Annotated in this window: 24 protein-coding genes and 1 tRNA gene; 14 read left to right on the forward strand and 11 right to left on the reverse strand. The window is 56.9% G+C overall.

Features of this window, described 5'->3' with window-relative positions:
- Positions 1-26: 26 nt before the first annotated feature.
- The 3 genes from SIB42_RS04320 to SIB42_RS04330 are packed head-to-tail and all read left to right on the forward strand — an operon-like array spanning position 27 to position 3,987.
- Positions 27-2,381, forward strand: a complete 2,355-nt coding sequence (locus tag SIB42_RS04320) for a heavy metal translocating P-type ATPase (RefSeq protein WP_255359908.1) — start codon at positions 27-29, stop codon at positions 2,379-2,381.
- 2 nt (positions 2,382-2,383) lie between these two features.
- Positions 2,384-3,025, forward strand: coding sequence for a dTMP kinase (gene tmk, locus SIB42_RS04325; RefSeq protein ID WP_067096289.1), 642 nt, complete (start codon positions 2,384-2,386; stop codon positions 3,023-3,025).
- 5 nt (positions 3,026-3,030) lie between these two features.
- Complete coding sequence (locus SIB42_RS04330; protein ID WP_067096391.1) at positions 3,031-3,987, forward strand: DNA polymerase III subunit delta'; 957 nt, start codon at positions 3,031-3,033, stop codon at positions 3,985-3,987.
- Between the two features lie 11 nt (positions 3,988-3,998).
- On the opposite strand, the gene SIB42_RS04335 is transcribed toward SIB42_RS04330, so the two are convergent.
- The 4 genes from SIB42_RS04335 to SIB42_RS04350 all read right to left on the reverse strand — a co-directional run bounded on the left by SIB42_RS04335 (position 3,999) and on the right by SIB42_RS04350 (position 6,223).
- On the reverse strand, positions 3,999-4,796 hold the full coding sequence (locus SIB42_RS04335; protein WP_067096292.1) for a response regulator transcription factor: 798 nt from the start codon (positions 4,794-4,796) through the stop codon (positions 3,999-4,001).
- A gap of 363 nt (positions 4,797-5,159) precedes the next feature.
- Positions 5,160-5,231: transfer RNA gene (locus SIB42_RS04340), tRNA-Asn, on the reverse strand.
- Between the two features lie 23 nt (positions 5,232-5,254).
- Entirely contained in the window at positions 5,255-5,953 is a 699-nt protein-coding gene (locus SIB42_RS04345) for an ABC transporter ATP-binding protein (protein ID WP_067096295.1), read from the reverse strand.
- Between the two features lie 6 nt (positions 5,954-5,959).
- The gene (locus SIB42_RS04350) at positions 5,960-6,223 is read right to left on the reverse strand and encodes a hypothetical protein (protein ID WP_067096303.1); all 264 of its coding nucleotides are present in this window, start codon (positions 6,221-6,223) and stop codon (positions 5,960-5,962) included.
- Between the two features lie 155 nt (positions 6,224-6,378).
- Here SIB42_RS04350 and psbD point away from each other — a divergent pair, with 155 nt between their 5' ends.
- A complete protein-coding gene (gene psbD / locus SIB42_RS04355; RefSeq protein ID WP_006041823.1) occupies positions 6,379-7,434 on the forward strand; it encodes a photosystem II D2 protein (photosystem q(a) protein) in 1,056 nt (351 codons plus the stop codon).
- Positions 7,435-7,743: 309 nt separating this feature from the next.
- The gene (locus tag SIB42_RS04360) at positions 7,744-9,360 is read left to right on the forward strand and encodes a DUF2079 domain-containing protein (RefSeq protein WP_074160804.1); all 1,617 of its coding nucleotides are present in this window, start codon (positions 7,744-7,746) and stop codon (positions 9,358-9,360) included.
- On the opposite strand, the gene SIB42_RS04365 is transcribed toward SIB42_RS04360, so the two are convergent.
- Both SIB42_RS04365 and SIB42_RS04370 read right to left on the reverse strand, forming a co-directional pair.
- Entirely contained in the window at positions 9,254-10,669 is a 1,416-nt protein-coding gene (locus SIB42_RS04365) for a DUF2079 domain-containing protein (RefSeq protein WP_067099132.1), read from the reverse strand. The genes SIB42_RS04360 and SIB42_RS04365 overlap by 107 nt on opposite strands.
- Positions 10,656-12,203: an ArnT family glycosyltransferase gene (locus SIB42_RS04370; RefSeq protein WP_067099135.1), complete on the reverse strand. Its 1,548-nt coding sequence runs from the start codon at positions 12,201-12,203 to the stop codon at positions 10,656-10,658. The genes SIB42_RS04365 and SIB42_RS04370 overlap by 14 nt, the downstream gene beginning before the upstream one ends.
- A gap of 52 nt (positions 12,204-12,255) precedes the next feature.
- On the opposite strand from SIB42_RS04370, the gene SIB42_RS04375 reads away from it, so the two are divergent.
- From SIB42_RS04375 to SIB42_RS04395, 5 genes are all read left to right on the forward strand, one after another.
- The gene (locus SIB42_RS04375) at positions 12,256-12,393 is read left to right on the forward strand and encodes a hypothetical protein (RefSeq protein ID WP_186989461.1); all 138 of its coding nucleotides are present in this window, start codon (positions 12,256-12,258) and stop codon (positions 12,391-12,393) included.
- Between the two features lie 288 nt (positions 12,394-12,681).
- Positions 12,682-14,343 carry an iron uptake porin gene (locus SIB42_RS04380; protein ID WP_413328455.1) on the forward strand — a complete coding sequence of 554 codons (1,662 nt, stop codon included), beginning with the start codon at positions 12,682-12,684 and terminating at the stop codon, positions 14,341-14,343.
- 199 nt (positions 14,344-14,542) lie between these two features.
- Positions 14,543-15,511 (forward strand): cysteine synthase A, encoded by a 969-nt coding sequence (gene cysK, locus SIB42_RS04385; protein WP_067098747.1) that lies wholly within the window; start codon positions 14,543-14,545, stop codon positions 15,509-15,511.
- Positions 15,508-16,236 (forward strand): J domain-containing protein, encoded by a 729-nt coding sequence (locus SIB42_RS04390; RefSeq protein ID WP_067098751.1) that lies wholly within the window; start codon positions 15,508-15,510, stop codon positions 16,234-16,236. Before cysK ends, SIB42_RS04390 begins: the two co-directional genes overlap by 4 nt.
- Entirely contained in the window at positions 16,236-18,332 is a 2,097-nt protein-coding gene (locus SIB42_RS04395; RefSeq protein ID WP_067098753.1) for a 4-amino-4-deoxy-L-arabinose transferase, read from the forward strand. Before SIB42_RS04390 ends, SIB42_RS04395 begins: the two co-directional genes overlap by 1 nt.
- On the opposite strand, the gene ndhO is transcribed toward SIB42_RS04395, so the two are convergent.
- A complete protein-coding gene (gene ndhO / locus SIB42_RS04400; RefSeq protein ID WP_067098756.1) occupies positions 18,311-18,568 on the reverse strand; it encodes an NAD(P)H-quinone oxidoreductase subunit O in 258 nt (85 codons plus the stop codon). The genes SIB42_RS04395 and ndhO overlap by 22 nt on opposite strands.
- 58 nt (positions 18,569-18,626) lie before the next feature.
- On the opposite strand from ndhO, the gene SIB42_RS04405 reads away from it, so the two are divergent.
- Complete coding sequence (locus SIB42_RS04405) at positions 18,627-19,886, forward strand: cation:proton antiporter (RefSeq protein WP_067098757.1); 1,260 nt, start codon at positions 18,627-18,629, stop codon at positions 19,884-19,886.
- A 27-nt stretch (positions 19,887-19,913) separates the two neighbouring features.
- Complete coding sequence (locus SIB42_RS04410; protein ID WP_067098760.1) at positions 19,914-20,858, forward strand: TIGR01777 family oxidoreductase; 945 nt, start codon at positions 19,914-19,916, stop codon at positions 20,856-20,858.
- Here SIB42_RS04410 and SIB42_RS04415 read toward each other — a convergent pair.
- The 4 genes from SIB42_RS04415 to SIB42_RS04430 form a co-directional block, all read right to left on the reverse strand.
- Positions 20,794-21,069 carry a hypothetical protein gene (locus SIB42_RS04415; protein ID WP_074160795.1) on the reverse strand — a complete coding sequence of 92 codons (276 nt, stop codon included), beginning with the start codon at positions 21,067-21,069 and terminating at the stop codon, positions 20,794-20,796. The two genes, SIB42_RS04410 and SIB42_RS04415, sit on opposite strands and share 65 nt — an antisense overlap.
- Entirely contained in the window at positions 21,066-22,271 is a 1,206-nt protein-coding gene (locus tag SIB42_RS04420; protein WP_067098764.1) for a lipid-A-disaccharide synthase-related protein, read from the reverse strand. The genes SIB42_RS04415 and SIB42_RS04420 overlap by 4 nt, the downstream gene beginning before the upstream one ends.
- Position 22,272: 1 nt before the next feature.
- Complete coding sequence (locus SIB42_RS04425) at positions 22,273-22,692, reverse strand: hypothetical protein (protein ID WP_067098767.1); 420 nt, start codon at positions 22,690-22,692, stop codon at positions 22,273-22,275.
- 63 nt (positions 22,693-22,755) lie between these two features.
- The gene (locus SIB42_RS04430) at positions 22,756-23,166 is read right to left on the reverse strand and encodes a HesB/IscA family protein (protein WP_067098769.1); all 411 of its coding nucleotides are present in this window, start codon (positions 23,164-23,166) and stop codon (positions 22,756-22,758) included.
- Between the two features lie 111 nt (positions 23,167-23,277).
- On the opposite strand from SIB42_RS04430, the gene zds reads away from it, so the two are divergent.
- The gene (gene zds / locus SIB42_RS04435; RefSeq protein ID WP_067098859.1) at positions 23,278-24,744 is read left to right on the forward strand and encodes a 9,9'-di-cis-zeta-carotene desaturase; all 1,467 of its coding nucleotides are present in this window, start codon (positions 23,278-23,280) and stop codon (positions 24,742-24,744) included.
- A 4-nt stretch (positions 24,745-24,748) separates the two neighbouring features.
- Positions 24,749-25,198: an SRPBCC family protein gene (locus SIB42_RS04440; RefSeq protein ID WP_067098778.1), complete on the forward strand. Its 450-nt coding sequence runs from the start codon at positions 24,749-24,751 to the stop codon at positions 25,196-25,198.
- Positions 25,199-25,201: the final 3 nt, after the last annotated feature.

The raw sequence follows: 25,201 nt of genomic DNA on the forward strand, positions 1-25,201 counted from the left end.
AGCGTGGAGTGGTGTGAACCGTTGAAGTGTCAGCAGCGTCTTCCCATCCACTTGACCCAACCGCTCACTCCCATGCGGTTCTCCTCGATGTCGAGGGAATGAAATGTGGGGCGTGTGTTCGTGCGGTGGAGCGCACGCTGCTCGCTCAGCCAGGTGTGCAGGAGGCAAGTGTCAACCTTGTGACCCGCAGCGCCTGGCTTCGACTCGATGGCGAGGCGACATCGTCGTCGCAACCGTTGCTTGATGACGTGCTGGCGGCTCTGCAGGGTCGTGGTTTTTCAGCACAGCCCCGTCAGAGCGGGTTGTTTGCCAAGGGAACTGAGCCCGATCGGACCAGGGGATGGTGGCAGCAGTGGCGACAGCTGATGGTCGCTCTTTTGCTGCTGCTGCTGTCGGTGCTTGGTCATCTTGCCGAGGCTGGAACGCTCTCACTGCCGTTGATCGGCAGGCTCGGCTTCCATGCTGCCCTGGCCACGGTGGCTCTGCTCGGGCCTGGTCGCCCGATCCTGATCAGTGGCTGGTCTGCGGTTCGTAGCGGTGTGCCCAGCATGGACACCCTTGTCAGTCTTGGGGTCGGCAGTGCCTACCTCGCAAGTCTGGTGGCGCTGATCTGGCCTTCGGTGGGGTGGCCTTGTTTTTTCAATGAGCCCGTGATGCTTCTCGGGTTCGTGCTGCTGGGGCGTTTTCTTGAGGAGCGAGCCCGCCGGCGGACGGGCAGAGCCCTGCAGGAGCTCGCTGCACTCCAGCCCGATAGCGCTCGCCTGTTGATGGCGGACAACACGGTTCGCGAGGTTCCCGTTGCTGTGCTCCGGCCAGGCGAATGCATCCAGCTGCTCGCTGGAGACAGGATTCCTGTGGATGGTGTGGTGAGGAACGGTTGTTCTGCTGTGGATTTGTCGAGCCTCACCGGTGAACCGCTGCCGCTCGAGGCCAAGCCAGGGACGGAGCTCAGTTCCGGTTGCCTCAATCTCGAGGCCAATCTGGAGATGGAGGTTCAGCGCGTTGGCAGCGACACGGCCCTGGCCCGGATCATTGCCCTGGTTGAGGAGGCTCAGGCCAGGCGAGCTCCTATTCAGGGGCTGGCCGATAGGGTCGCGGGCCGTTTTTGCTACGGCGTCGTCAGCCTGGCGCTCATCACCTTCCTGTTTTGGTGGCAGCTGGGTAGTCGTCTCTGGCCGCAGGTCCTGGAGGTCCCTGTGGTGCTCATGGACCATGGCCATGATGCTGCGCTTCATGGCTCCCTTGGCGTTGGGGCTCAGACACCATTAGGTCTGGGACTTCAGCTGGCGATTGCCGTGCTTGTGGTGGCCTGCCCCTGTGCCCTTGGTCTGGCAACGCCCACGGTGATCACGGTCTCTTCAGGACTTGCCGCACGCCAGGGCTGGCTATTCAGAGGCGGAGATGTGATCGAGCAGTCCGCCTCCATTCAGCGGATGGTCTTTGATAAGACCGGAACGCTCACTCTGGGTCGCCCGCTCGTGGATGCGGTAATGGCCAGTGACGATCCCTCTCGCACGATCCAACTGGCAGCGAGTCTGGAACAAACCAGCCGTCATCCTTTGGCCCATGCCCTCTTGCAGGAGGCCCAGAGGCTCAATCTCACACTCTTGCCGGTAACAGCCAGTCGGACCCTGCCAGGTTTCGGCATGGAGGGCACACTCGAGTCGCTGAAGGGACAACTGCGTGTGGGCTCTCCCGAATGGCTGCAGCAGGAAGGTGTGCTGTGGTCTGAAACGCAACGACAGGCGGTAGAGCAAGCTGTTCATCGTGGACAGACGCTCGTGGCCGTTGGTCTCGATGCCGAGCCGCTGGGAGTGGTGGCGATTGATGACCGCCTCAGGCCTGACGCCCCTGTTGCACTGCAGCGTCTCAGGGATCAAGGTCTGGCCGTTGGGATGCTCAGTGGTGATCGTCGTCAAGCCGTCGAAAAAATCGGCCAGATGCTTGGCTTTTCAGCTGACGAATTGGCATGGCAACTTCTCCCGAATCAGAAGCTGGAGCATCTCGAACACTGGCGCACTAACGAGACTGTGGGAATGGTCGGGGACGGCATCAATGATGCTCCGGCCTTGGCTGCGGCGGATCTGGGAATCGCCGTGGGAACCGGTACGCAGATTGCTCAGGACACCGCAGATTTGGTGCTGCTTGGTGATCGGCTCGAGGCTTTGCCGGAAGCCCTGACTCTGGCCAGACGCACGATGGCCAAGATTCGGCAGAACCTGTTCTGGGCGTTCGGCTACAACATGATCGCGTTGCCAGTTGCTGCAGGCGTTCTGTTGCCAGGCTTCAATCTGCTCTTGTCTCCGCCGCTTGCGGCACTGCTCATGGCCCTCAGCTCCGTGTCGGTGGTTCTCAATGCCCTCAGCCTGCGTGTCCGCTGATCATGGCTGGACGTTTTCTGGTGCTTGAGGGCATCGATGGCTGTGGCAAAACCACGCAGCTTCGTCAGCTCGCCGACTGGCTTCCAGACAGTGGTCTGATGCCCTCCGGAGCGACGCTCCATCTCACGCGTGAACCTGGCGGCACACCCCTGGGTCGTGCGTTGCGCGAGCTGCTGCTCAATCCACCTGACGAGTCGGCGCCGAGTCCCACCGCTGAATTGCTGCTTTATGCCGCAGATCGCGCTCAGCATGTGGAACGTTTGATTCGCCCTGTTTTGAATCGGGGGGACTGGGTTCTTAGCGATCGTTTCAGCGGCTCCACCATCGCTTATCAGGGTGATGGTCGTGGACTGGATCTGCAGACCATTCTTGATCTTGAGCGGATCGCCACGGCTGGTGTCACTCCGGATCTCACCTTCTGGCTTGATCTGCCATTGCAGGAGAGCCTCAAGCGTCGCGGTGCCCGCATCGATGATCGGATCGAAGCTGAAGGAGAGGCTTTCCTTGCCAGGGTGGCCGACGGATTCCAGCGGCTGTCAGCCGAGCGAAACTGGACTGCGGTGGCGGCGGATCAGAGCGCTGATCAAGTGCAGCAGGTCATTCGCACACGGCTGAGGGATTGGCTTGGAAAGGCACTGCTGTGACTGAGATGTTGTTCGGCGAGTTGCAGGGGCAGCCGCTGGCGCAACGGCTCCTCGTTGCGGCTCTGGAGAACCGCCGACTGGCTCCCGCCTATTTGTTCAGTGGACCTGATGGGGTGGGACGACGTCTTGCAGCGCTCCGTTTCCTGGAAGGTTTGTTGGGCGGAGGTCACTCCACTCTGCGCGAACGCCGGCGTCTTGAAGAACGCAACCATCCAGACTTGCTTTGGGTGGAGCCCACCTACAACCATCAGGGTCGTCTGATCCCACGATCGGAAGCCGAGTCAATGGGCGTGAGCAAGCGAACTCCTCCGCAGGTGCGCTTGGAGCAGATCCGTGAGCTAAGTAGATTTCTGGCCCGCCAGCCTTTGCAGTCACCGAGAGGTTTGGTGATTCTTGAACAACCTGAGGCCATGGCGGAGGGAGCCGCCAACGCACTGCTGAAGACCCTTGAAGAGCCAGGGCATGGGCTGTTGATCCTGTTATCCGCTGCACCGGAACGACTCCTGACCACCATCCGATCGCGATGTCAGCAGATCCGTTTCACACGCCTTAGCGAGGAGTGCATGCGTTCAGTGCTGTCGCAATTGCCTGAAGGACAAGGGGAGCAAGCACTCGGCCTGGCGGCCAGTCATCCAGAGCTCCTGGCCCTGGCTGGTGGATCGCCTGGGGCTTTGCTGGACCATGTGCGGATGTGGAAAAGCATTCCTGAAGAGCTCAGACAAAAACTCCGGACCCTTCCAACAACGCCTTTGCAAGCTCTGGGGTTGGCGCGAGATGTCTCAGAGCAGCTGGAAGGAGATCAGCAGCTCTGGATGATCAACTGGTGGCAGCACCATCTCTGGAATGCATCCAGTCAGCCTGAGCGTTTGAAGAGGCTGGATCGTCTGCGCCAGCATCTTTTGTCGTTTGTTCAACCCAGGCTGGCCTGGGAGGTCGCGCTACTCAATTTGATTGAAACTTGATCAATTTCTGATCAAGCGCTTGCGCGACTCTCCTGATCTTTTTGTTCACGGTCTTGGCGCGCCTGAGCCAAAACGTCTTGTAGACCTTCAAGCTGAGCTCCAGTGGGAAGCTCTAGGCAATAGCCGGCTCCGTAAACCGTTTTGATAAAGCGGGGTTTGCGCGGATCAGGCTCCAACTTGGTGCGCAAGTGGCGCACATGCACTCGGATCGTTTCGATGTCGTCGTCAGGCTCGTATCCCCAGACTTCCTTAAGAATGAGCGAGGGAGCAACAGTCTGACCATGACGCTGCAATAGGCAGTGCAGCAGTTCGAATTCGAGGTGCGTTAGGCGTACAGGTCGGTCAAACCAGATCGCTTCAAACCGTTCCGGCACCAAGGTGAGTGGACCGTAACTGAGGATTTCGTGATGGTTGCTGCTTGTTCCAACCGGTGCTCGATCGCTGCGTCGCAATAACGCCTTGACCCTGACTTGCAGCTCCTCCAGGTCGAAGGGCTTGGTTAAGTAATCATCGGCTCCGGAATTGAAGCCACTGACTTTGTCTTTGGTTCCACCGAGTGCCGTGAGCATCAGGATCGGGATGGCCGCTGTGCGCTCATCGCGTCGAAGACGTTGACAAAGGGTGAGTCCATCAACTTTGGGCAACATCAGGTCCAGCAGGATCAAATCCGGGCTGTACTGCAGCGCCAGTGCCTGGCCTTTGATTCCATCGTCGGCGCTTTGCACGTCGAAGCCACTGTGCTCAAGGTGACCACTCACCAGTTCACGCATGTCCCGGTCGTCTTCGATTAGCAGGATGCAGGGCTTCATCGACAGAGCAGCGGAGGAAAAAGTGGACGAGGGTATGCCGCGTCATTGCTTGACAGATTCTCTCAAGGTTCTTTGTGGCTTGCATTGATGTCCTTGAAGAGAGTCAGGTGGATCTCTTGGCTCAGAACTGCTGCTGCTACAAGGGTTTCGGCCTGCTTCGACTCGACTTGGCAGTGCGGCCTCTAAAGAAAGTCTTCGGTTTCGGAGCCCAACTGTTAAGGAAATTCCGTTTTTCAAGGCATTTTCCAGGGTGGCGATTCAGCTGCAGCGATGTTCAGCTGTTCAAGTTGGCGATAGTCCCTGAGATTTATTCAAAAAAAATCACCACAACTCCGCGAGTTATGGCGATGAAGTTGGTCAAAACTCCCCGGGCGGGATTCGAACCTGCGACCAATCGATTAACAGTCGACCGCTCTACCGCTGAGCTACCGAGGAATGTGACGTGGAGAACCTACCCCTCAGCCATGCCGTCCCGCAAGGGGTTCAAGTCGTCTTCGCAGCGCTGGACCGTTCTGCCATCCCCCGACTCGTCCTCGCTCCATCCGGGCAGCTCCATCAGCATGATCCAGCTCGCCTAGTCGGTGGGTGATCCAGAGAGCTGTTAACGGAGAGCTGGAACGGTGGCAGAGCTGTTGGACTGTGCTCAAGATTGCTGACTGACTGGTGGGATCCAGCAGGGCTGTGGGCTCGTCGAGAAGCAGAAGTGTTGCTTCACTGGCCAGCGCGCCGGCGATGGCCAGGCGTTGCTTCTGCCCTCCGCTCAGGGTGTGAATCGGACGGCCCGCCATCCCTGCAAGTCCGACCTGCTCCATCAGTCGATGGATTCTGTGCCGTTGTTCATGACGGCTCAAGCCGAGAGGCAGATTGAGCAGAAGCTCGCTGCCGCAGCTGGGTAATAACAGCTGATGGTCTGGATTCTGGAAGACCAGGGCTGGTCTTAGGTCATGGCAAACAAGGCCCGACTGAGGACTGATCAGGCCGCTGATAATTCTGAACAGAGTGCTTTTGCCGCTGCCATTGCTGCCAACGAGCATCCAAAGTCCAGGGCCCGGTACCTCGAAACTGCAGCGTTCAAGAGCTTTTGTGCCGCAGGGCCAGCTATAGCTAACTCTTTCGAACCTCAGTCCTGCCCGCGCGGTCTGTTGATCCGAGCTCATGCAGGTTCAGCCATCCAGAGAGAAGCCAGGGCGCTTGCTGCCCCCGGCTGCTGCAGTTTTTTCGTAAATCTGCACCGCAAGCAAATCGCTGGTCAGCACACTGAGCCGTTTTCCTTCAACCTTCTCGCAGGTGAGTTCGAGCAATCGTGGCTGCCCCTGCTCGAGGGCCGTCCGCACTTGTTGATAGAGCCCCTCTGCAGCGTCATGCTCCTTTCGCTGCACGGACACGGGCATGGGACTCATGCGCAGAGCCAGCTCAATCACGTACACGGTTGGATCTCTTCACTGCGCTCATCTTCGCGAATGAAAGGCAGCGGTGTAGTAATGAGCATTTCTACTTATGTCGCGCTCATTTTCTGAATCAGTGCCCACAGAATCGCTGACTCCAACTAGGCTCATTACGTAAAGCTTCATGAAGCCCCCTCATGACGATCGCTGTAGGACGCGCGCCACAGCGGGGATGGTTTGACGTCCTCGATGACTGGCTCAAGCGCGACCGCTTCGTTTTTGTCGGCTGGTCCGGCATTCTTCTCTTCCCAACGGCCTACTTGGCCATCGGTGGCTGGCTCACAGGCACCACCTTTGTCACCTCTTGGTACACCCACGGCATCGCCTCCTCGTACCTGGAAGGTTGCAACTTCCTGACTGCAGCTGTGTCCACCCCCGCTGATGCGATGGGTCACAGCCTTCTGTTGCTCTGGGGCCCTGAAGCCCAGGGTGATTTCGTTCGCTGGTGTCAGCTCGGCGGCCTCTGGGCCTTCGTTGCACTGCACGGTGCTTTCGCACTGATCGGCTTCATGCTGCGTCAGTTCGAGATTGCCCGTCTGGTCGGCATCCGTCCTTACAACGCCATTGCCTTCTCCGGTCCGATTGCGGTGTTCGTCAGTGTCTTCCTGATGTACCCCCTCGGCCAGAGCAGCTGGTTCTTCGCGCCCTCCTTCGGTGTGGCAGCGATCTTCCGATTCCTCCTCTTCCTGCAGGGCTTCCACAACTGGACCCTCAACCCCTTCCACATGATGGGCGTCGCCGGCATCCTCGGCGGTGCTCTGCTTTGCGCAATTCACGGTGCAACGGTGGAAAACACCTTGTTTGAGGATGGTGAGCAGGCCAACACCTTCAAGGCGTTCGAGCCCACCCAGGAAGAAGAGACCTATTCGATGGTCACCGCCAACCGCTTCTGGAGTCAGATCTTCGGTATCGCCTTCTCCAACAAGCGCTGGCTGCACTTCTTCATGTTGTTCGTGCCTGTGATGGGTCTGTGGACCAGCTCCATCGGCATCATCGGCTTGGCCCTCAACTTGCGCGCCTATGACTTCGTGTCACAGGAAATCCGCGCTGCAGAAGATCCCGAATTTGAGACCTTCTACACCAAGAACATCCTTCTGAATGAAGGTCTGCGTGCCTGGATGGCACCGGCTGACCAGCCGCACGAAAACTTCGTCTTCCCTGAAGAGGTTCTGCCCCGTGGAAACGCCCTTTAATCGATAATTCATTGAAGGGAAAAGCGCCTGCTTTGTCAGGCGCTTTTTTGCTTTTTCAAGAGCTAGTTACTGATCTAATTTCTCTAAAAGTCGGCGATGTGGTCACTGCTATTCTGAAAATTTGCTCAGTCTTGCAAGGCGTTACCCTTGACTCAGTAACTTTGATAAATATATAATTGCTTTCAGGATTTATTTAATAATTTTTTAGTGATCGTGAAGACCCAGTTTTTTATGTAATCTAATATAGAGTCATAATTGGTTGATTCTTATTGATATTATTGGTTTGATGAAAGTGTTTTCGCCTTGCTGATGCAGAAGCCTGAACCCGCCTCAGTCAGTTCTCAGAGATCCATCATTTGGATTGCTTCAGGCTTCTGGATTCTCACTTTCCTTATTCAGATTTGGCGCCTTGAGAGTCTTAGTGCCAGTTATGACCAAGCCCTATTTTTGCAAGAGATTTGGTCAACAGCTCAAGGTCGACCGTTTGAAAGCAGTCTTTCATCAGTTCTTTCAGGGCCGGTACAGGTAGGAGGTTCGTTGCCCTGGGTGGATTATTTGCATCTTGGTCAACACGCCAATTTTTTGACCTTGGCGGTTTCCCCATTGGTGGCATTGCTAGGTGCCTTGGCGCTTCCATTGGTGCAGGTGTCGACACTCACTGTTGCTGGTTTGTTGTTGTGGCGCATTGCATCGCGTCGTTTGCCTCCTGAGCTCGCTTTCAGGTTGACCTTGGCTTATTTCCTAAGTGGAGCTGTCATTGGCCCTGTTCTCGAAAATTTTCATGATCTGATCTGGTTGCCTTTGTTGGGTTTTTTGGTGGTCGAGGGTTTGCTTGAAAGTCGAATTTGGCAGGTGCTGATCTCGGCTTCTCTTTTATTGCTCGTAAGGGAGGACAGTGGCCTTGTGTTGTTTTCCCTTGGTCTCTGGGCGTTGGTGCGTCGTTCAGATGTGCGTTGGTGGGGATTGGGATTGATGATTGCCTCATTTGTATGGGTTCTCTTGGTGACAGGTTGGATTCAGCCATCAGTTGACTCTTCATTGGCTGATCGTTTTCTGACGGAGAAATTTGGTCACCTAGTGGATGATCCTTCAGGAGGAACTTTTAGTGTGTTGATCACTATTTTTCGCCGTCCTTTTGCAGTATTCCTCGCGTTGGTATCTCCACCTGTTGCAACTCTTGGATTCCTCTTGGCACTCAGCTTGCCTTTGCTTTTCGTCCCCCTAATCTCCGTGGATGCAGCGCTTTTGGTTTCAGGACCGTTGTTTGTTGCTTTGGTTTCCCAAGGGCAGACGGCTTTGGCAATCAATTTGCGTTATGTATTGGCACTTGTTCCTGGTCTTTATTTGGGATCTGTGTTGTGGTGGGAGTCTCATCCACAAGCTTGGCAAGGTCGACGTTTTCGTCCTTTTTGGACAGGGGTCCTGAGCCTCAGCCTAGTTCTTACTGTCGTCGGTAATCCTCATCGAAGTTTGTCGGCAATTATTCCCGATAGTTTTGTGCCTTGGGCTTACGTTTCTCCTCAAACAATGTTGGAGCGACGCGAGGCAGCTAAGAAAGCGGTTGCAAAAGTGCCAGAAAGAGTAAGCGTTTCAGCTGATACACCTTTGCTCCCTCTTTTGGCGCAGCGGGAAGAGTTGGTTCGTTTCCCGAATTCAGTCCAATTCAAGGATCGGCAGGGTGCGGTGCGTTCAGTGGACTATGTCGTGACCTTCCCTGGTTACTACACTCCCCTGGCGCCAGTTTTCAAAGGTGAGCGACGTGTGCAGATCAAAATTCGCGAGCAGGTTCGAGAATTAGTTACTCAAGGTGATTACAACCTTATCCATTGTGAAGGGGGGGCACTTGTGCTCCGTCGGGTGCCAGGCAAAGTTCCAGCCCAGAAGACCACTCACGGCATTTCCAGCCATTGCGATGCGCTTGATTAAGCAAGTCTGTCTGGATCGTTTTGGTTGAACCCCAGCCGGCATCATCTGGATTCAGCAGCATGGCCGTCCAGCGGCTGGTTTCTAGCAGTTTTTCGGATTGTTGTTTCGGGAAGGCAATCCATTGGCGTTGAGTTAGATGAGGTGCCAGGTAACTGGTACTCATCACGCGCGCGTGAGAGGGCACGAGGCTGATGGCTTCTGTCGCGTCCTGACGCATGCCGAGCCGTTCAAGGTAAGGCCCCGTGAAGAACCAAGGTTTGGCTAATGCCAGCCAGCAGAGAATTGCCCATCCCACTATAAAAGAACGGCGCTTGCGTGATACGGATCGGCCTTTCCGCTCGCCTGCGGCAAGGCCGTCGATGGCAGCAACAACGGCGATGACAGCAAGCGGCAGGCTGTAGTGATGAATCAGCGTGCGATAGCTGCTGGATGAAGAAAGCAGATTGACAACAACCAGAGGCAATCCGATCAGCAACACCGGTAATGATGTGCGTTTCCAGAGAACACCGCATGGGAGTGCAAGGAGCAGGAGGTAAAAAGCTCCTCCGATCCAGTCGAGACTGCTGAGGACCTCAACCGGGTTGCCGTTTAGGTGTCCAAACATCTGTGCTGCTGCTTTGGGTCCTTCGCCATGACGCAGCCAGGGATAAAGCCAGCGGCTGAGCATCAACAGCCAACCTCCTGACAACAAGGTGGCAGCTGTGCTCCAGCGCCAGCGACGTCGCCAGGCTTGTTCAATCGCCATGCCGGCAATGATCAGCAGTAGTCCGTCTCTGAATCCCAGCAGACTCAGCAGCAACGTGATCCACAGGATTGGACGACCCGCCCTCTCAGCCCAGAGAGCAAGTGCCAGCACAGGCATCCCCCACACTTCCGGGTGGAAATCAAACAGATTGCAGTTGAAGACCACTGGTTGAAGCCACCACAGCAGACAAGCCAGCCAGCAGAGTTTGCGTGGCAGCCGCGCCTGAGTTGCGAGCATCCAGATCGGAATTGCTGTGAAGCTCAACGCCAGAGCCTGGGAAGCCAGTAACCAATCCAGTGACGGTTGGATGGCGTAGAGCCCGCCACTCAGATAAAGCCACCAAGCGGCGTGATCTGCCAGGAGGTGGACTCCTTCCATCGACGATACCGGTGGCAGACCCTTGCTCACCAACCAAGCCCATTGATCAAAAAGCCCTAGGTCGTAGGCGTTGCTTTGCAGAAGCCAATGTCGGGTAGCAGAACAGCTCCATCCCAGTAATCCGATCAGAAGACTGATTAGCCAGAGTTGGTTCGGCAGTTTCAACGATTGGCTATTGCCCTTCATGGCCTTCCTCGATGTTCTCTGGAGAGAATGGGCAGTACCAGAGCTGCCAAGGGGCCTTCCCTTGACTTGATTTCAGTTGCGCCCCGTCTACTGCGCATCCCTTGGGAGCTTGCTGACTCACTACCCAGTATTCGCCTTGGATTTTGTTAGTGTCCTGCAGCATTTTTCGATTTGCATACCAGCCCATCGACGGTCGTGTGGGTCCATCGAGGACGACCTCGGCGTCGGCTGGTAGCTCCCGGATCGCGTTGGCAACTGGTCGAGGGTCCCAGCTCTCATTCAGCTCCCAGAGCCAAAGTTGGCTGTGCCAAAGCGCAAGCAGGGCAGAACCCCACCCTATAAGCAGTGTGATGAGCCCACGCCATCGCTGTTGTTGCGTTGCTTGAATCAGTTGTTGGCCTCCTAAGAGGAGGCCGCTCCCGGCGCAGACCACAGCCAATCGCGGCACTGCAATGGACTGACTGCTGAGAAACATGATCAAACTTGCAAGCAGCAAAACTGCTCCAATCAGCAGCCAAATTTTGCCAATCCATCGGGGTCTGCCGGAGACCAGTACGTGATGTAGGCCTTCGGCACAGAGCAAAGCAATGGCAGGCCAGAGAAGGTGGCTGTACCAGGGCAGTTGGCTGCGCAGCGGCAGCACCAGCGCAGAGCTTCCCATCATCAGACCCAGTTCCCAGCGTCCAGCTGAGTCACTTCGCTGTTGCCAGGCCAACCTGATGCCAAGCGGAAGCAGGAGCAGCCATGGCCAGCCTCCCTCGAGCACCTCAGTGATCGGCATGATGAAAGCTCCGGTGCTGTCTCCCACCACACCAGCTACACGACTGAAGCCCTGTCCGCCCCACATCACGAGCGCAGAACTACCTCTTTGAGCGAGGTGCCAAATATGCCAGGCAACCCCCGGGCTGATCCCTGCGCAAACCCAGAGAAGTGAAGTGGCCCTCCAGTGGCTTTGGCGCCGGTCCAGGACGCTAATGCCTGCTGTGATCAGCACGAACCCAACCAGTGCAGGCGCCTTCAGCATCAAGATTCCGGTGGCTCCCAGTCCTGCCAGTAATCCATGCCAAGGCGTAGAACGGCTGCTAAGCCAACCTGTCCAAAGCAGTAGAACGCTGGTCACGAGGCTCCCGTCCAGCATTGCTAGCCGCCCATGGCGTGCCATGGGCATCACCGTCATCAAGATCAAGGCGGCAAGCATGGCCTTGTTCTCTGCCCCATGCCCTCCAAGCTGACGACGCAGCAGTAGCAACAAGGGGATGGCGAGGCTGGCGATCAGGCATGGCATCAGCCTCACGGCCCACTCGTTGTTGCCGAAGAACTGAGTGGATGCTCCGATCAGCCAGTGCAGGCCAGGAGGCTTGTTGAGATAGGCCTCGTCCCATTTCCAGGCCAACAACCAGTCGCCTCCGGCAGACCCCCAATCCCATCGGGAGATGGTGGAGCGAGCCACGCTGGCGACCCTGCCTTCATCCCAGTCGCGCAGTGGCTGGTTTCCTAGACCAGGCAGCCAAAGGAACAGGGTGAGGAGCCACATCAGCACAGGCTTTGCGGTTCCGTTATGGTTCAAGTGTCCTGACCGCAGTGATGTGAAGGCATTTTCGATCGTTCGCGGTCTGGGTGGCTTCGAAGGCATCACCGGCGTTCACTTAGCCATCCGGGAGGAGGTGTCCATGAGTTCCAGTTCTTTGATGCAGGGTCTGCTGATTGCGGAGAACGCCGGCTGACGGCATTTTCTTCTGACTGATCAATCGGTTCCGCGCCAGAGTGGACCCGGCGAGAGCCCCCGGCTGGATTTCCAGGCGGGGGCATCGTTTTTGGCCCTGATCCGTAGTCAATTGTCGCCCTAGAGAGGGCTGATTTCGTCGCCGTTCTTACACAAATTGCCAATTTGTGTAGTGCTTACTACAAGTCAAGGTCTGGGCTGTCACAGAGCCTCTCTCAGTAGCTTGCTTCGTCGATCAATTTAGGTGTGGCGTTTTATACGCCGGTTCTGTGTGTGAGGACCCTTCCCCATGAAATTGTTCAAGCAACTGTTGGTTGCTCCTGCTGCCCTGGGCCTTCTGGCTCCGATGTCTGCTGGCGCGACTGACGTCAATGTTGCTGGTGTTTCCGACTACGCCTCTGTGTCTTCTGACGCGGCTGCTGCGGAGCAGGTCACCAGCATCAACCAGTTCAACGATGTCTTTCCTGCTGACTGGGCTTATCAGGCTCTTAGCAACCTGATCGAGCGCTACGGCTGTGTTGCTGGTTATCCCAACGGCACTTTCCGTGGCAACCGTGCAATGACCCGCTTTGAAGCGGCTGCACTGCTGAACGCCTGTCTCGACCGCGTCACCGAAGTGACCGACGAGCTCAAGCGTCTGATCAAGGAGTTCGAAAAGGAACTCGCCATCGTCAAAGGCCGTGTTGACGGTCTGGAAGCCCGTGTTGGCGAACTGGAAGCAACCCAGTTCTCCACCACTACCAAGATGTCAGTTAACAGCTTCTGGGTTGTTGGCGCGGCTTCTTATGGCGGCGATGCCAAAGGCTATTACGACGGAACGACTACTACAGAGTCAACCGTAGATACAGCTGATTACGCAGCGAAAAAAGCTGGTGCAACTTCATTCTCCTACGACTATCGAATTTTCCTTGATACAAGTTTTACCGGCAAAGACCTTTTAAGGACGCGAATTCGTGCCGCAAATATTTCCGATCTTTACTCTGGCAACGTTGTCTCAGCTGGTGGAACTTCAGTTGTAGGCCTTTGGAGCCAGGAATACGGATACAACACCAGCAATAAGCTTGAAGTTGACAGGGTTTACTACCAGTTCCCTGTTGGCGAAGATTTCAAATTGACTGCTGGTGCAAAAGTCCGTCAGGATGACATGTTGGCTGTTTGGCCTTCGGCTTATCCCTCAGAGATGACGGTTGACTTCTTCACCTATGCAGGTGCTCCAGGTACATACAACCTTTCCCTTGGCGCTGGTGCAGGTTTCATTTATTCCAAAAATAATTGGAACATCAGTGCCAGTTATCTGAGTATTAACGGAAACAACTCAGACCCCAATTCTGGTGGTCTTGCCAGCGATGGTGCTGGCTCGAACGGAACGGTTCAGCTCTCCTATGCTCCTGAACAATGGGGCATTGCGGCTGCTTACAATTACGGGTCAACCGACAATGGTGTCGGCCTGTATGCTGGTAACGGAACTCCTTACGCTAACAAGCTTCAGACTTACGGTGTAACGAACTCAGCAGCCTTAAGTGCATGGTGGATGCCTGCGGAATCTGGGTTGATCCCTTCAATTAGTGCTGGTTGGGGCATCAATTCAACCGGTGACTCTTCCCCTTACGGTACTAATCCGATTAAGTCTTCGACTTCTCAGTCTTGGTATGTCGGCCTCCAGTGGGATGATGCCTTCCTGAAAGGGAATGCACTCGGATTTGCAGTTGGCCAACCCACTTTTGTGACCAGTATCGATAAGAGAAATTCAGACGATGATTTCGTCGCTGATGGTAATTATGCCTTCGAGCTTTTCTACATGTTCCAGGTCACGGATAACATAGCGGTGACGCCTGCAATTCATTATTTCAGTCGCCCTTTGGGTAATTACACAGGTGGCGGTGGTAGTACCACTACATCTGGTACTTTCAATAGTTTCGGTGGACTGATCAAGACCACGTTTAACTTCTGATATCAGCCTCAGGCCTGATTCTTCATTGCCCCCTCAATTGAGGGGGCTTTTATTTGAAAAAGTTCGTTTTTAGTAAGCACTTTTCCAATCCGAAGGGCAGCGTGTTGAACTCCTTTGAGAGATGGCATCGTTTTCAATCGGTATTGGTACAAGTTGGATGATTAGATGGATTTGATTCAGCACACGACTCCTGAGCCGAATGCCCATCGCTTCTGATATCACAGCGTTGGTAGGTCGTACACCTCTGGTACGGCTCAATCGTCTTCCTAAGGCTTTTGGCTGCAAGGCTGAAATCGTTGCCAAGCTTGAGAGCTTTAACCCCACTGCTTCGGTGAAAGACCGAATTGCAGGCGCCATGGTTGAGGCGGCTGAAAAAAGTGGAACGATTAAGCCTGGCAGCACAGTGCTGGTTGAACCCACTAGCGGTAATACCGGCATTGCTCTGGCGATGGTTGCAGCTGCGCGCGGTTATCGACTCATTCTCACCATGCCCGACACCATGAGCACGGAGCGGAGATCGATGCTCCGTGCTTACGGCGCGGAATTACAGCTCACCCCAGGTAATGAAGGGATGCAGGGTGCGATCGCTCTCGCCAGGGAGTTGGTTGACGAGATTCCTGGAGCGTATCTGCTTCAGCAGTTCGATAACCCTGCCAACCCTTTCGTCCATGAAGTGTCCACTGCAGAGGAAATTTGGCAAGACACCGAAGGGCGACTCGATGCTTTAGTTGCAGGTGTGGGGACAGGAGGAACCATCACCGGTTGTGCCCGGGTGCTTCGCAGCCGGCAGCAGGATTTGCAAGTCATTGCAGTGGAGCCTGCTGCAAGCCCGGTGCTGTCCGGTGGAGCGGCGGGTCCGCACCGTCTTCAAGGCATCGGTGCTGGCTTTGTTCCTCCGGTGCTGGAGCAGGAACTCATCGATGAGGTCATTACTGTGACCGATGAGGAGGGTATGGAGCTTGGCCGGCGTCTGGCCAGAGAGGAAGGACTGCTCTGCGGAGTGAGCAGCGGAGCAGCTGTTGCTGCAGCCTTGAAGTTGGGCCAGCGTCCAGCGATGGCCGGTCGCCGAATCGTGGTGATTCTTGCCAGCTTCGGCGAGCGTTATCTCTCGACTCCGATGTTCAGTGCTGCATCTGTTCTGCCGGCGCGCAGGGATGGTCAGCTTTGAGCCCTGCATTATTCGATCATTCGGATCAGCCCCAGGATCCCTATGCAGTGCTCGAGGTGACATCCAATGCCACCCAAGCCGAACTCAAAGCTTCCTATCGACGCTTGGTGAAGCAACACCATCCCGATGCGGGAGGAGATGAAGAGCGAATTCTGTTGCTCAATGCAGCCTGGGAGCAAATCGGTGATCCCGAGGCCAGGCGAAGTTTTGATCGCGAGTACGGATCCTCGGAGTCTGCCCGTGAGGAAGCACGGGCCCGCGGTGCCCGCAATGCCCGTGCCAGTCAGGCGGCACGGCGTGCATCAGGCCAGGGAGCCAGCGAAGATCAGGCACTGTCCACTTGGCTTCAGAAGGTCTACGCCCCGATTGACCGTCTGCTCGGTCAGGTGATCAATCCTTTCACTGGGGAACTGAAAGCTCTTTCGGCAGATCCTTATGACGATGATCTGATGGAAGCGTTTTGCAGCTATCTGGAACAGAGTCGAAACCGATTGGAAAAGGTCAAAAACCTCTTTCAATCACTGCCGACTCCGCCATCGGCCCGAGGCTTTGGCCTAAGCGTGTATCACTGCCTCTCTCAGGTAGAAGATGCCGTTGCGGAGCTGGAGCGTTACACGATGGGTTACGTCGACAGCTATCTCCATGACGGACGGGAGATGTTGCGGGAGGCTCGTCAACGTCGACAGCGTCTTCAGCAGGAACGACGCAGGCTGGAGATCGGTTGATGGGTGCTTGGCCGTTCCGTTTCTGCCTGATCCTGATCTGGCTGGTGTCCACCGTTGCTGATCGTCTGTGGTGGAGCCATCACGCGGGTTTGCCGTCCTGGGATCAAGCGGATTACCTCAACAGCGCGCTTGACCATGGTCGTGCCATCGGTGTTCTGGCCGGAGGCGGTTGGCAAGGCTGGAACGCTCTCCTGGACCTTTCGCCCAAGATCCCCCCTCTGGCGTCCTTGGTGAACGGAACGGTGATGGCTGTGGCTGGCGACTTTCCTTCTGAAGCGGCATGGACGTTGAGCTTCTGGAATGGCCTGCTGCTGGTCTCAAGTGCCTTTTGGGCACTCCAGTTTCTGCGCCCAAGACGATCGGCCAGGGGATTCGCCTTGCTGGCTGCCTCGGCTGTAGCCCTGGCCCCGATGCTGCTCGAACTCAGGACTGATTACGTGCTTGAGCTGCCCTTGACCGCTTTGGTCACGTTGGCGCTTTGGCGCTTAGGAGTTTGGTGGAGTCCGCGTTGTGGAGGTCACTGGTGGCAAGCCCTTTGGGCTGCGCTTGCGGTAACGCTCTCGGTTTTGGTGAAACAGAGCGCGCTTCTGGTGTTGCTTCCTGCGCTGGGCTGGTCACTTGTTGCCGCCCTGCGGATTGGCAGAGGCCGGCGACTGCAGGCGCTGGTGGGATCCATGTTGGTTTTGGTCTCGGTGTTCCCCTGGCTTCGGCATAACTGGATCACGACCCTGGGCGGTACCAATCGGGCAGTGATCGAATCTGCCGCCCGCGAGGGTGATCCTGGTGTGTTCAGCCTTGATGGTTGGTTGTTTTATCTGCGACAAGTTCCTCCGCAGATCGGCTGGACGTTGCTTTGGATCGGGCTGGCTGGGCTTGTACTGGTAATCAGTACCCGTTTCAGGTCGCCAACCTCACTGGGCTCTGATCACCGTGATCGCAGCTATGCCTGGTGTTGGCTGCTGGGAACTCTCTTTCTGGGCTGGGTGGTGACCAATCTCAGCCCCAATAAAGATCCCCGTTACATGGCTCCGTTGTTGCCGCCATTACTGTTATTGCTGAGCCGCGGCTGGTGGCAGTGGGGCGTGTGGATCAGTCAACGCTGGCCTGCTCGATCAGCCTGGCTGCCTGGATTGGCTCTCACTGCGGGAGCACTGGTTGCGATCGCACCAGCTTGGACTGCCCAATATGCACGTCTGAAACCAGGAAATCGGCATCCGCTGCGAGCGATCGTTGAGAAAGCTGGTGGCGCGGATCCCTTCGCTGATCCAATCACCTTGATTGTTGTTCCCAGTACGCCTGATCTCAATCAGCACAATGTGAGTTACTACGGCCGCCGCAACGGAGGCCGGTTGGTGGGTCGCCAGCTCGGCGGCAGTACTGATCACATCCAGCCCGTGTTGGACCATGCCAACTGGGTCTTGCTTGCTGAAGGTGACCAGGGCTCGGTCCGCAGTTCTGCTCGTTCCTTGGATCATGCTGTTCGTGAGAGCGGGGTCTTTGAGGAAGTGGAGGTGTTTCCGCGTCCACAGGGAGGCAGTTACTCGCTCTGGAAGCGACGGATCGATTCAAAGGTTCCCCAGGGTTTCGAACAGCGGTTTCCCCAGCTCGCTGCAGGATTGGCGCAAGGACCTGCAGGGCTCGATCCCGTCTTCAGCAGTGTGGCGATCGAGCACATGCTTGATGGCCATTTCAGTTATCGAGCACCACTGCGGAGGGCGGCTCTTGAACGCCTCAAGCAGGATCAATCCGATGAAACTGCTCGCTGGAGTCTGGCCCTCCTGGCGGTCCTGACCAATCGGCCTGCTGAGGCTGCTCACCATTTCGAGCGACTGGAGAGTTCCAACCCAGAAAGTCCATGGCCTAGTGCTTATCGCAGCGTGGTTTTGCTGGCGGGCTGGAATCCTTGGTCTGCTTCCTCGGTGGCCTCAGCTGCAGTCGAGCGACATGGGCAGCATCCCATTCTGGTGAGCCTTGAATCGCTCGCAGCTGTTCTTGGCGGAGCCATCTGGCGACTTCCTGAGGCTGTTCAGTCGGTGCCCGCCGCCATCACCACAGTTGAGGAATCGCTCAATCCTCAGGCGAACGGCTCCAGCTGATCGATGCGCAACCAGACATCGGGTACCGGACGCCGCCAGCGCACCTGCCCGTAGTCGCCCTTCACTACTAACAATTCTCCAGGACCATCGAAGATGTAAGCCGGTGGATAAGGATCGCTGGCTCCGGCCTCAACGCTGCCGGCATAGGCCGCTCGGTTGACCCGCACCAACGCACCTTTTTTTAGGGGAGCGGGGGGCTTGGCAGCTGCTGCAGGGCTCGACTCTGTCTCTGCCATCACGGGTCGTTATTCGCAGCTCAGGCTAGAACCCTTCAAGACCACTTCCGCAGTTGGTTTGGACAACGGCCTCTCGCTTTATCTGGTGGCATTCGGCGGGTTGCTGCTGGTTTCAGTGCTGCTGGATGACCTTGCGGCCCGGGTGAGGGTTCCTGGAATCCTCATGGTGCTGCTGCTCGGTCTGCTGATTGAAAATCACGTAGTGGTTGTTCCCGGTAGTCATGAAATCACACTGCTGAGTCTCGATCAGGCCAAGCAGATCACTGAAGCAGCTCTTGTGCTGGTGTTGTTTTTCGGAGGTCTCACCACCAACTGGCAGCAGGTGCGTGGAGTGATTCGCCCAGCGGCTCGTATGGCCACCATAGGTGTGCTGATCACGGCAGCACTGATCACGTTGGTGGTCTTTGGCTTCGGTCTGGCGCAAGGAACGGAGTCGAGCACCGTCCTCCTCCCGCGCAGTCTTTTCGTTGGGGCCATGGTTGCGAGCACCGATGCTTCAGCTGTTTTGGCTCTGCTCCGTCCGCTTCAGGGCCGACTGCCGAAGCCGCTCACCGATCTGATCGAGTGCGAATCCGGGTTCAACGACCCCATTGCCGTCGTGCTTGCTGGACTGGCTCTGGCACTGGCCGCTGGTGAGGGCGTCGGCGCTGGTTTGCTGGTGACGGATCTGATTCGTCAGTTCCTGCTCGGAATACTGATCGGTTTCCTCGGCGGCAGTCTCACGGTGCAGTTGCTGGGAACACGCATGGGGCTGAATCAGACCTCGATGCTGCCGGTGGTCAGCCTCGCCTTGCTCATGGTGCTCAGCGGTGGAACTTCGCTGCTGGGCGGCAGTCCATTGCTCGCGGCCTACGTCGCGGGGCTGGTTCTTGGCAACAGTGCCGATCTTGACCAGAACGGCCTGGAAGAAGCCCATTCCAGCTACGCAAAAATGGCCGAGCTCCTGCTGTTTCTCTGCATGGGGCTTGTGGTGAATCCTCAGGATGTGGTTCACGCCGTCGGTCTGGCTTTCGTGCTGTTTCTGGTGATGCAGCTCGTGCGCTTGCTGATGGTGCAGATCCTGCTCTGGCGCACGCCCTTCAGCTATGGCGAACGGATTTTTGTTTGTTGGGCAGGCCTGCGCGGCGCCGTCCCCATCGCGATGGCCATCAAGGCCTGGTCGACTCCAGGTGTGGGCTGGGGTGTAGAGATGCCTCCGCTTGCTCTGGCCGTGGTGCTGTTTGGCCTCTTCATCCAGGGCTTTGCGCTGGTGCCCATGGCGCGCAAGATGAATCTCACCTTGCCAGCTGAAGACACTGATCCCTCCATCGCTTCCTAACCTCGAGCACTTGACGCCGCCGTTGCAATGCGCCTTCTGCTGATTGGATGCACGGGCTTGGTTGGTCGTGGTCTGATTCCCGTTCTGCAGGCTGCCGGTCATCAACTCACCATCGTCAGTCGCCGTGCCTCACCGGCGGCCTTCCCCTCAGACGTTGCAGGACGTCTTCAATGGATTCAGGTGGATCCAGCTATGGCATCTAGCTGGTCTGAGTCCACGTCTCTGCATGATGCATTGGCCGCCAGTGATGGCGTTGTGAATCTCGCTGGTGAACCGATTGCTGAACAGCGATGGACTGTTCAGCACCTTGAAACCCTCGAGTCCAGTCGTCTTGAGACCACCCGTCATCTTGTGAGTGCCTTGGCCACGCTGGCCAAGCCTCCATCCGTGCTGGTGAATGCCTCGGCTGTTGGCTATTTCGGCACCAGTCTTGATGGACGCTTTGAGGAGAGCAGCCCCGTTGGGCAAGATTTTCTGGCCCGTCTGTGTCAGAAGTGGGAGCAGGCTGCCGCTGAAAAGCCTGCAGCAACTCGGCTCGTTGTGCTGCGAATCGGCATTGTGTTGTCCTCTCAGGGAGGGGCTCTCGCCAAAATGCTGCCGGTATTCCGCGCAGGCTTCGGCGGCCCGATCGGCTCCGGTCAGCAGTGGATGAGCTGGATTGAACGTGGCGACTTATGCAGGATTATTCAGAGTTCCTTGGAAACGGACTCCTGGTCTGGAGTGATCAACGCTGTGGCTCCCGCCCCTGCGACCATGGCTGTCTTTGCTGGAAGTCTTGGCCGTTGTCTTGGCAGACCAAGTCTTCTGCCGGTGCCAGGTCCGATGCTGCAGCTGCTACTGGGTGATGGCTCCAAGGTTGTTCTGGAGGGGCAGTTCGTGAGTTCGAGTCGCCTCGAGGGGCTTGGTTTCAACTTCCTCTGCCCGACTCTGCCCGTTGCACTCGACGTTGCCACCAGCTCCAGCAACCGCTGAGCACGGCTGCGCCCATCAGCAGGCCGATGGCTGGTGTGAACAGGGGTTCCCAAAGGCGCATGAACAATTTCATCGGCGCTTCCAGGCCCTGACTGCTTCCAATCACTGCAACAGCGAACCATCCCGCCCCAGCCATGACCAGGAAGACATTCAGGACAAGGATGCGATCCAGCCAGCGTTTCCAGGCGGGTTCGGAGTTCGGCTGACTCATTCGGAAGGCTGCAGCAGCTGAGAGATCGATGCCGCCATCCTGCTGCCGCCGCCGGCTTTGCCGAGGCGGTTGAGTGCTTCGTCATGGCAGCGTCGCCGTAGCTGTTGATCAAGATGGCTGCGCTCCAGGAGCTCGAGGGCTAGTGCAGCTGTGCGTTCAAGGGTCGCTGGTGCGCCCACTTCGCCATCCGCACAGAACACGGTTGGACCCAACAGACGGCGCTGGGCTTCCGCAAATCCTGCAGTGAACTGAGGACCTCGACCCACCAACTGCAGCACCGGTCGGGCCAGCCCCACAGACTGTTCCGCTGCCGTTCCTGCCATGCACAGCAGCAGATCGGAACTGTGCAGGACTGCTCCGAATCCACCCCGGTGGATCTGTACGCGATGGGCGTTGCGAAACAGCAGGGTTGTTGGTCCGTTGTCGGCCTTTTGAAGGCTCCAGCCGATGGGGTTAATCAGCGTTGACAGTGCAGTGTCGGAGAGTGAGGACACCAATGCCAGTTCAAGCTGCAGCTCACCACTGCTCAGTAACGGTGCCGGTAGTTGTTCCACCACTCTCAGCAGAAGCACCAGGTTTTGCTCCAGCTCAGGTCGGCGGCTTCCTGGCAGCAGTCCCATTCGTCGGCGTGCCTGTGGCAAGCGACGATCGTCCCTCAGGATCGGATCCATGAACGGATTGCCCAGAAACATGACTGGCTTGCGCAGCTGTGAGCTCAGATCGTCTGCACTGAGCTGATCGCGGCTGAACACGGCCTGAAAACGTGGGCTGCGCAAGCACTCAGCGCACGGCCAGGGCAGTCGCAATTTCCCCTCATAGTGACTTGAGTAGGCCACGAGGTAAGTCGTGACAGGCCGTCTGCAGAGCCAGGCGGCCATTACTGGAATCACATCGCCAATTACCACCACTTGGTCGTAGCGCCCGGCGATACGCAGCAACCTCAGCAGGCGTAACAGCAGATAGGCCACCTGTCCTTGCAACAGCTCCGTCAGTCGACCACGCAAGCTGGTGTACCCCATGCCACCCGTGCTGAATTCCTGGGTGCCTCCGATCAGTGCGATTCCTGCGTCCCGATAAGGCTGTCCTTTGCCCACAAGAGGAAGAGCGTCCACTGCATGGCCTTCGCACTGGAGTGCCTGTCCAAGCAGCGCACCAGAAAGATCCTCCCCATGGCCGTTGCTGAGTAGCAGCAGTCGGCCCACGTCAGAGCTCCAACCAGGCCTTCACCTTGAGCAGTGCCGGCCACTCCGGTCGGCGGTTGAGACCGTCGTCAATGGATTCCTTCAGTTCAGCTCCAACTTCGGGTGCAAGTGCCAGCACCTGCTGAACCACTTCAATCTGATCCCTGACGCCTTTGGCTTTGGTCTCCAGCATCGCCAGACACAGATTGATGCGGGCCTGAGGATCCTGATTGTTCAGCTTGACGGCCATCCGCGCAGAACGCAGAGCTTCTTCTGACTGATCACTCAGTAACTGCAGCCATGCCAGACACGTCCAGCCTGCTGACTGGCGAGGGGCCGCTGCGGTGATGGTCTCAAAATCAGCGAGCAACTCCTGCGCAGGAGCTCCTTGCTGGTAACGGTTCATCGCCTGCTGGAAGAGACTTTCCTGGCTGGACTCCATGGAGTGCTGATCGGTCGGGCAATGACTTCAGATTCCCACAGCAGCTTGATGCTCCTCGATGGATCAAACGGCGAAGGAGCTTCCGCAGCCGCAGGTCTGAGTGGCGTTGGGGTTGGTGAAATTGAAGCCGCCGCCGATCAGCGCAGTGCTGAAGTCCAATTGCATTCCGTAGATATAGAGCAGGCTTTTGGGATCACAGATCACTTCAAAACAGGCGCCATCGGGTGCTTCGTATTGATATCGCTCGTCGTCGTTCTGAATGTCTGTCGCAGGGACAAAATCCATCGTGTAGCTCATGCCGCTGCAGCCTCCCGAGCGCACGCCCACCCTCAGAACCTGCTGGCTTCCTTGATCGCTGCAAAGTCTGGCCAGCTGCTGCATGGCAGGCCCTGTAATCAAGATGCCTTTTCCGTCTCTTGCGGTATGAGACTCACTGGCTGTCGCTGTCTCAGCTGTGGTTTCGATGCTGGACATCGGGGGCACTGGCACTGGATCCTGTGTTCACTTTATGAACCCTTCGCTTGTTCTGCCTAAAGCAGTTGAGCCTGATCAATTCATAGAGTCCTCGCAGTTGCACTGATGACGGTGCGGGTCGCGATTGTGGGTTCTGGGCTGGCTGGCCTCTCCGCTGCTGTGGATTTGGTGGATGCAGGCCATGAGGTAAATCTCTATGAGGCTCGTCCTTTCATGGGCGGAAAGGTGGGCAGCTGGGTGGACCCGGATGGCAACCACATCGAGATGGGGTTGCATGTCTTCTTTTTCAATTACGCGAACCTGTTCGCGTTGATGCGCAAGGTGGGTGCTTTCGACAATCTCTTGCCCAAGGATCACACCCATTTGTTTGTCAATCAGGGTGGTGACCTGCGGGAACTGGATTTCCGATTCCCCATCGGTGCCCCTTTCAACGGGCTTAAAGCCTTTTTTACCACCCCCCAGCTGGGTTGGATCGACAAACTGCGCAATGCTCTAGCTCTCGGCACCAGTCCGATCGTTCGAGGTCTGGTCGATTACGAAGGCGCGATGCGCACGATCCGAGCTCTGGATTCGGTCAGCTTCAAGGACTGGTTCGTGGGCCATGGCGGCAGCCCAGAGAGCATCCGCAGGATGTGGAACCCGATTGCCTACGCGCTTGGATTCATCGACTGCGAAACGATTTCCGCCCGCTGCATGCTGACCATCTTCATGATGTTTGCGGCCAAAACCGAGGCCTCCAAACTCAACCTGCTCAAGGGATCACCCCATCGTTGGCTGACCGGCCCCATTCTTGATTACATCCAACAGCGTGGAGGCAAGCTGCATCTACGCCATCCGGTGAAGCAGGTCGAGTTCAGTGACGGTGATCACCCCGAAGTGACTGGCCTGAAGCTGGGCACCCCTGATGGCGAACAGCATGTTGTTGCCGATGCCTATCTGGCCGCATGTGATGTGCCCGGTATCCAGCGCCTGCTCCCAGGCGAATGGCGTCGTTTCCCGCAATTTGAGGCCATTCATCATCTCGAGGCGGTTCCGGTGGCCACGGTCCAGCTGCGCTACGACGGTTGGGTTACGGAACTCGGCGAGAGCAAGGATGTGAGTCGTCGCGACCTTAATCACCCCGCTGGTCTCAACAACCTGCTGTACACGGCCGATGCTGATTTCAGCTGTTTTGCCGATCTTGCCCTGGCGAGCCCGGAGGATTACCGCAAGCAAGGTGAGGGGTCTCTGCTGCAGTGTGTTCTGACCCCTGGCGATCCCTGGATGCGCAAGTCCGTTAAAGACATTGTTGAGCACACCGATCGCCAGGTCCGGGAGCTGTTCCCCTCCGCCGCAAACCTCACACTCACCTGGAGCAATGTGGTGAAGCTGGCGCAGTCTCTCTACAGGGAAGCGCCAGGAATGGAGCCTTACCGACCTGACCAGAGCACGCCGATCAGCAATTTTTATCTGGCAGGGAGCTATACCCGCCAGGATTACATCGACTCCATGGAAGGAGCCACCATGAGCGGACATCTTGCCGCTGCTGCCATCCTGGGGCAACCGGCTCGACTTGCCGTGAACACCGCAGTGGCTTGAATCGATGGGACGTTGGCTCGAACATTCCGTAACCACTGAAGTAAAGGCTCCCGTTGATCAGGTTTGGCATGTCTGGAGCGATCTGGAGGCGATGCCCAAATGGATGCGCTGGATCCAATCCGTTAAAACCCTCGATGATCCCGACCTCACCGACTGGACATTGGCAGCACAGGGTTTCCGTTTTCATTGGAAGGCCCGAATCACTCAGAGGGTTGAAGCTCAGCAACTCCATTGGGAATCGGTCGGAGGTCTGCCCACCAAAGGAGGGGTGCGCTTCTACGCCGAACAACCTCAGCTCACGGCCGTGAAGCTCAGCGTGACCTATGAACTGCCAGGTGTTCTGGCCCCCTTGATGGAACCCAGCATTCTTGGTGGAATCGTGACGAAGGAACTTCAGGCCAACCTTGATCGATTCCGCGATCTGGTGGAAAGCGGATACGCAGCGCAGAGCTGAGGT

This window comes from Synechococcus sp. MIT S9508 (assembly GCF_047303045.1).
GTDB lineage: Bacteria > Cyanobacteriota > Cyanobacteriia > PCC-6307 > Cyanobiaceae > Synechococcus_C.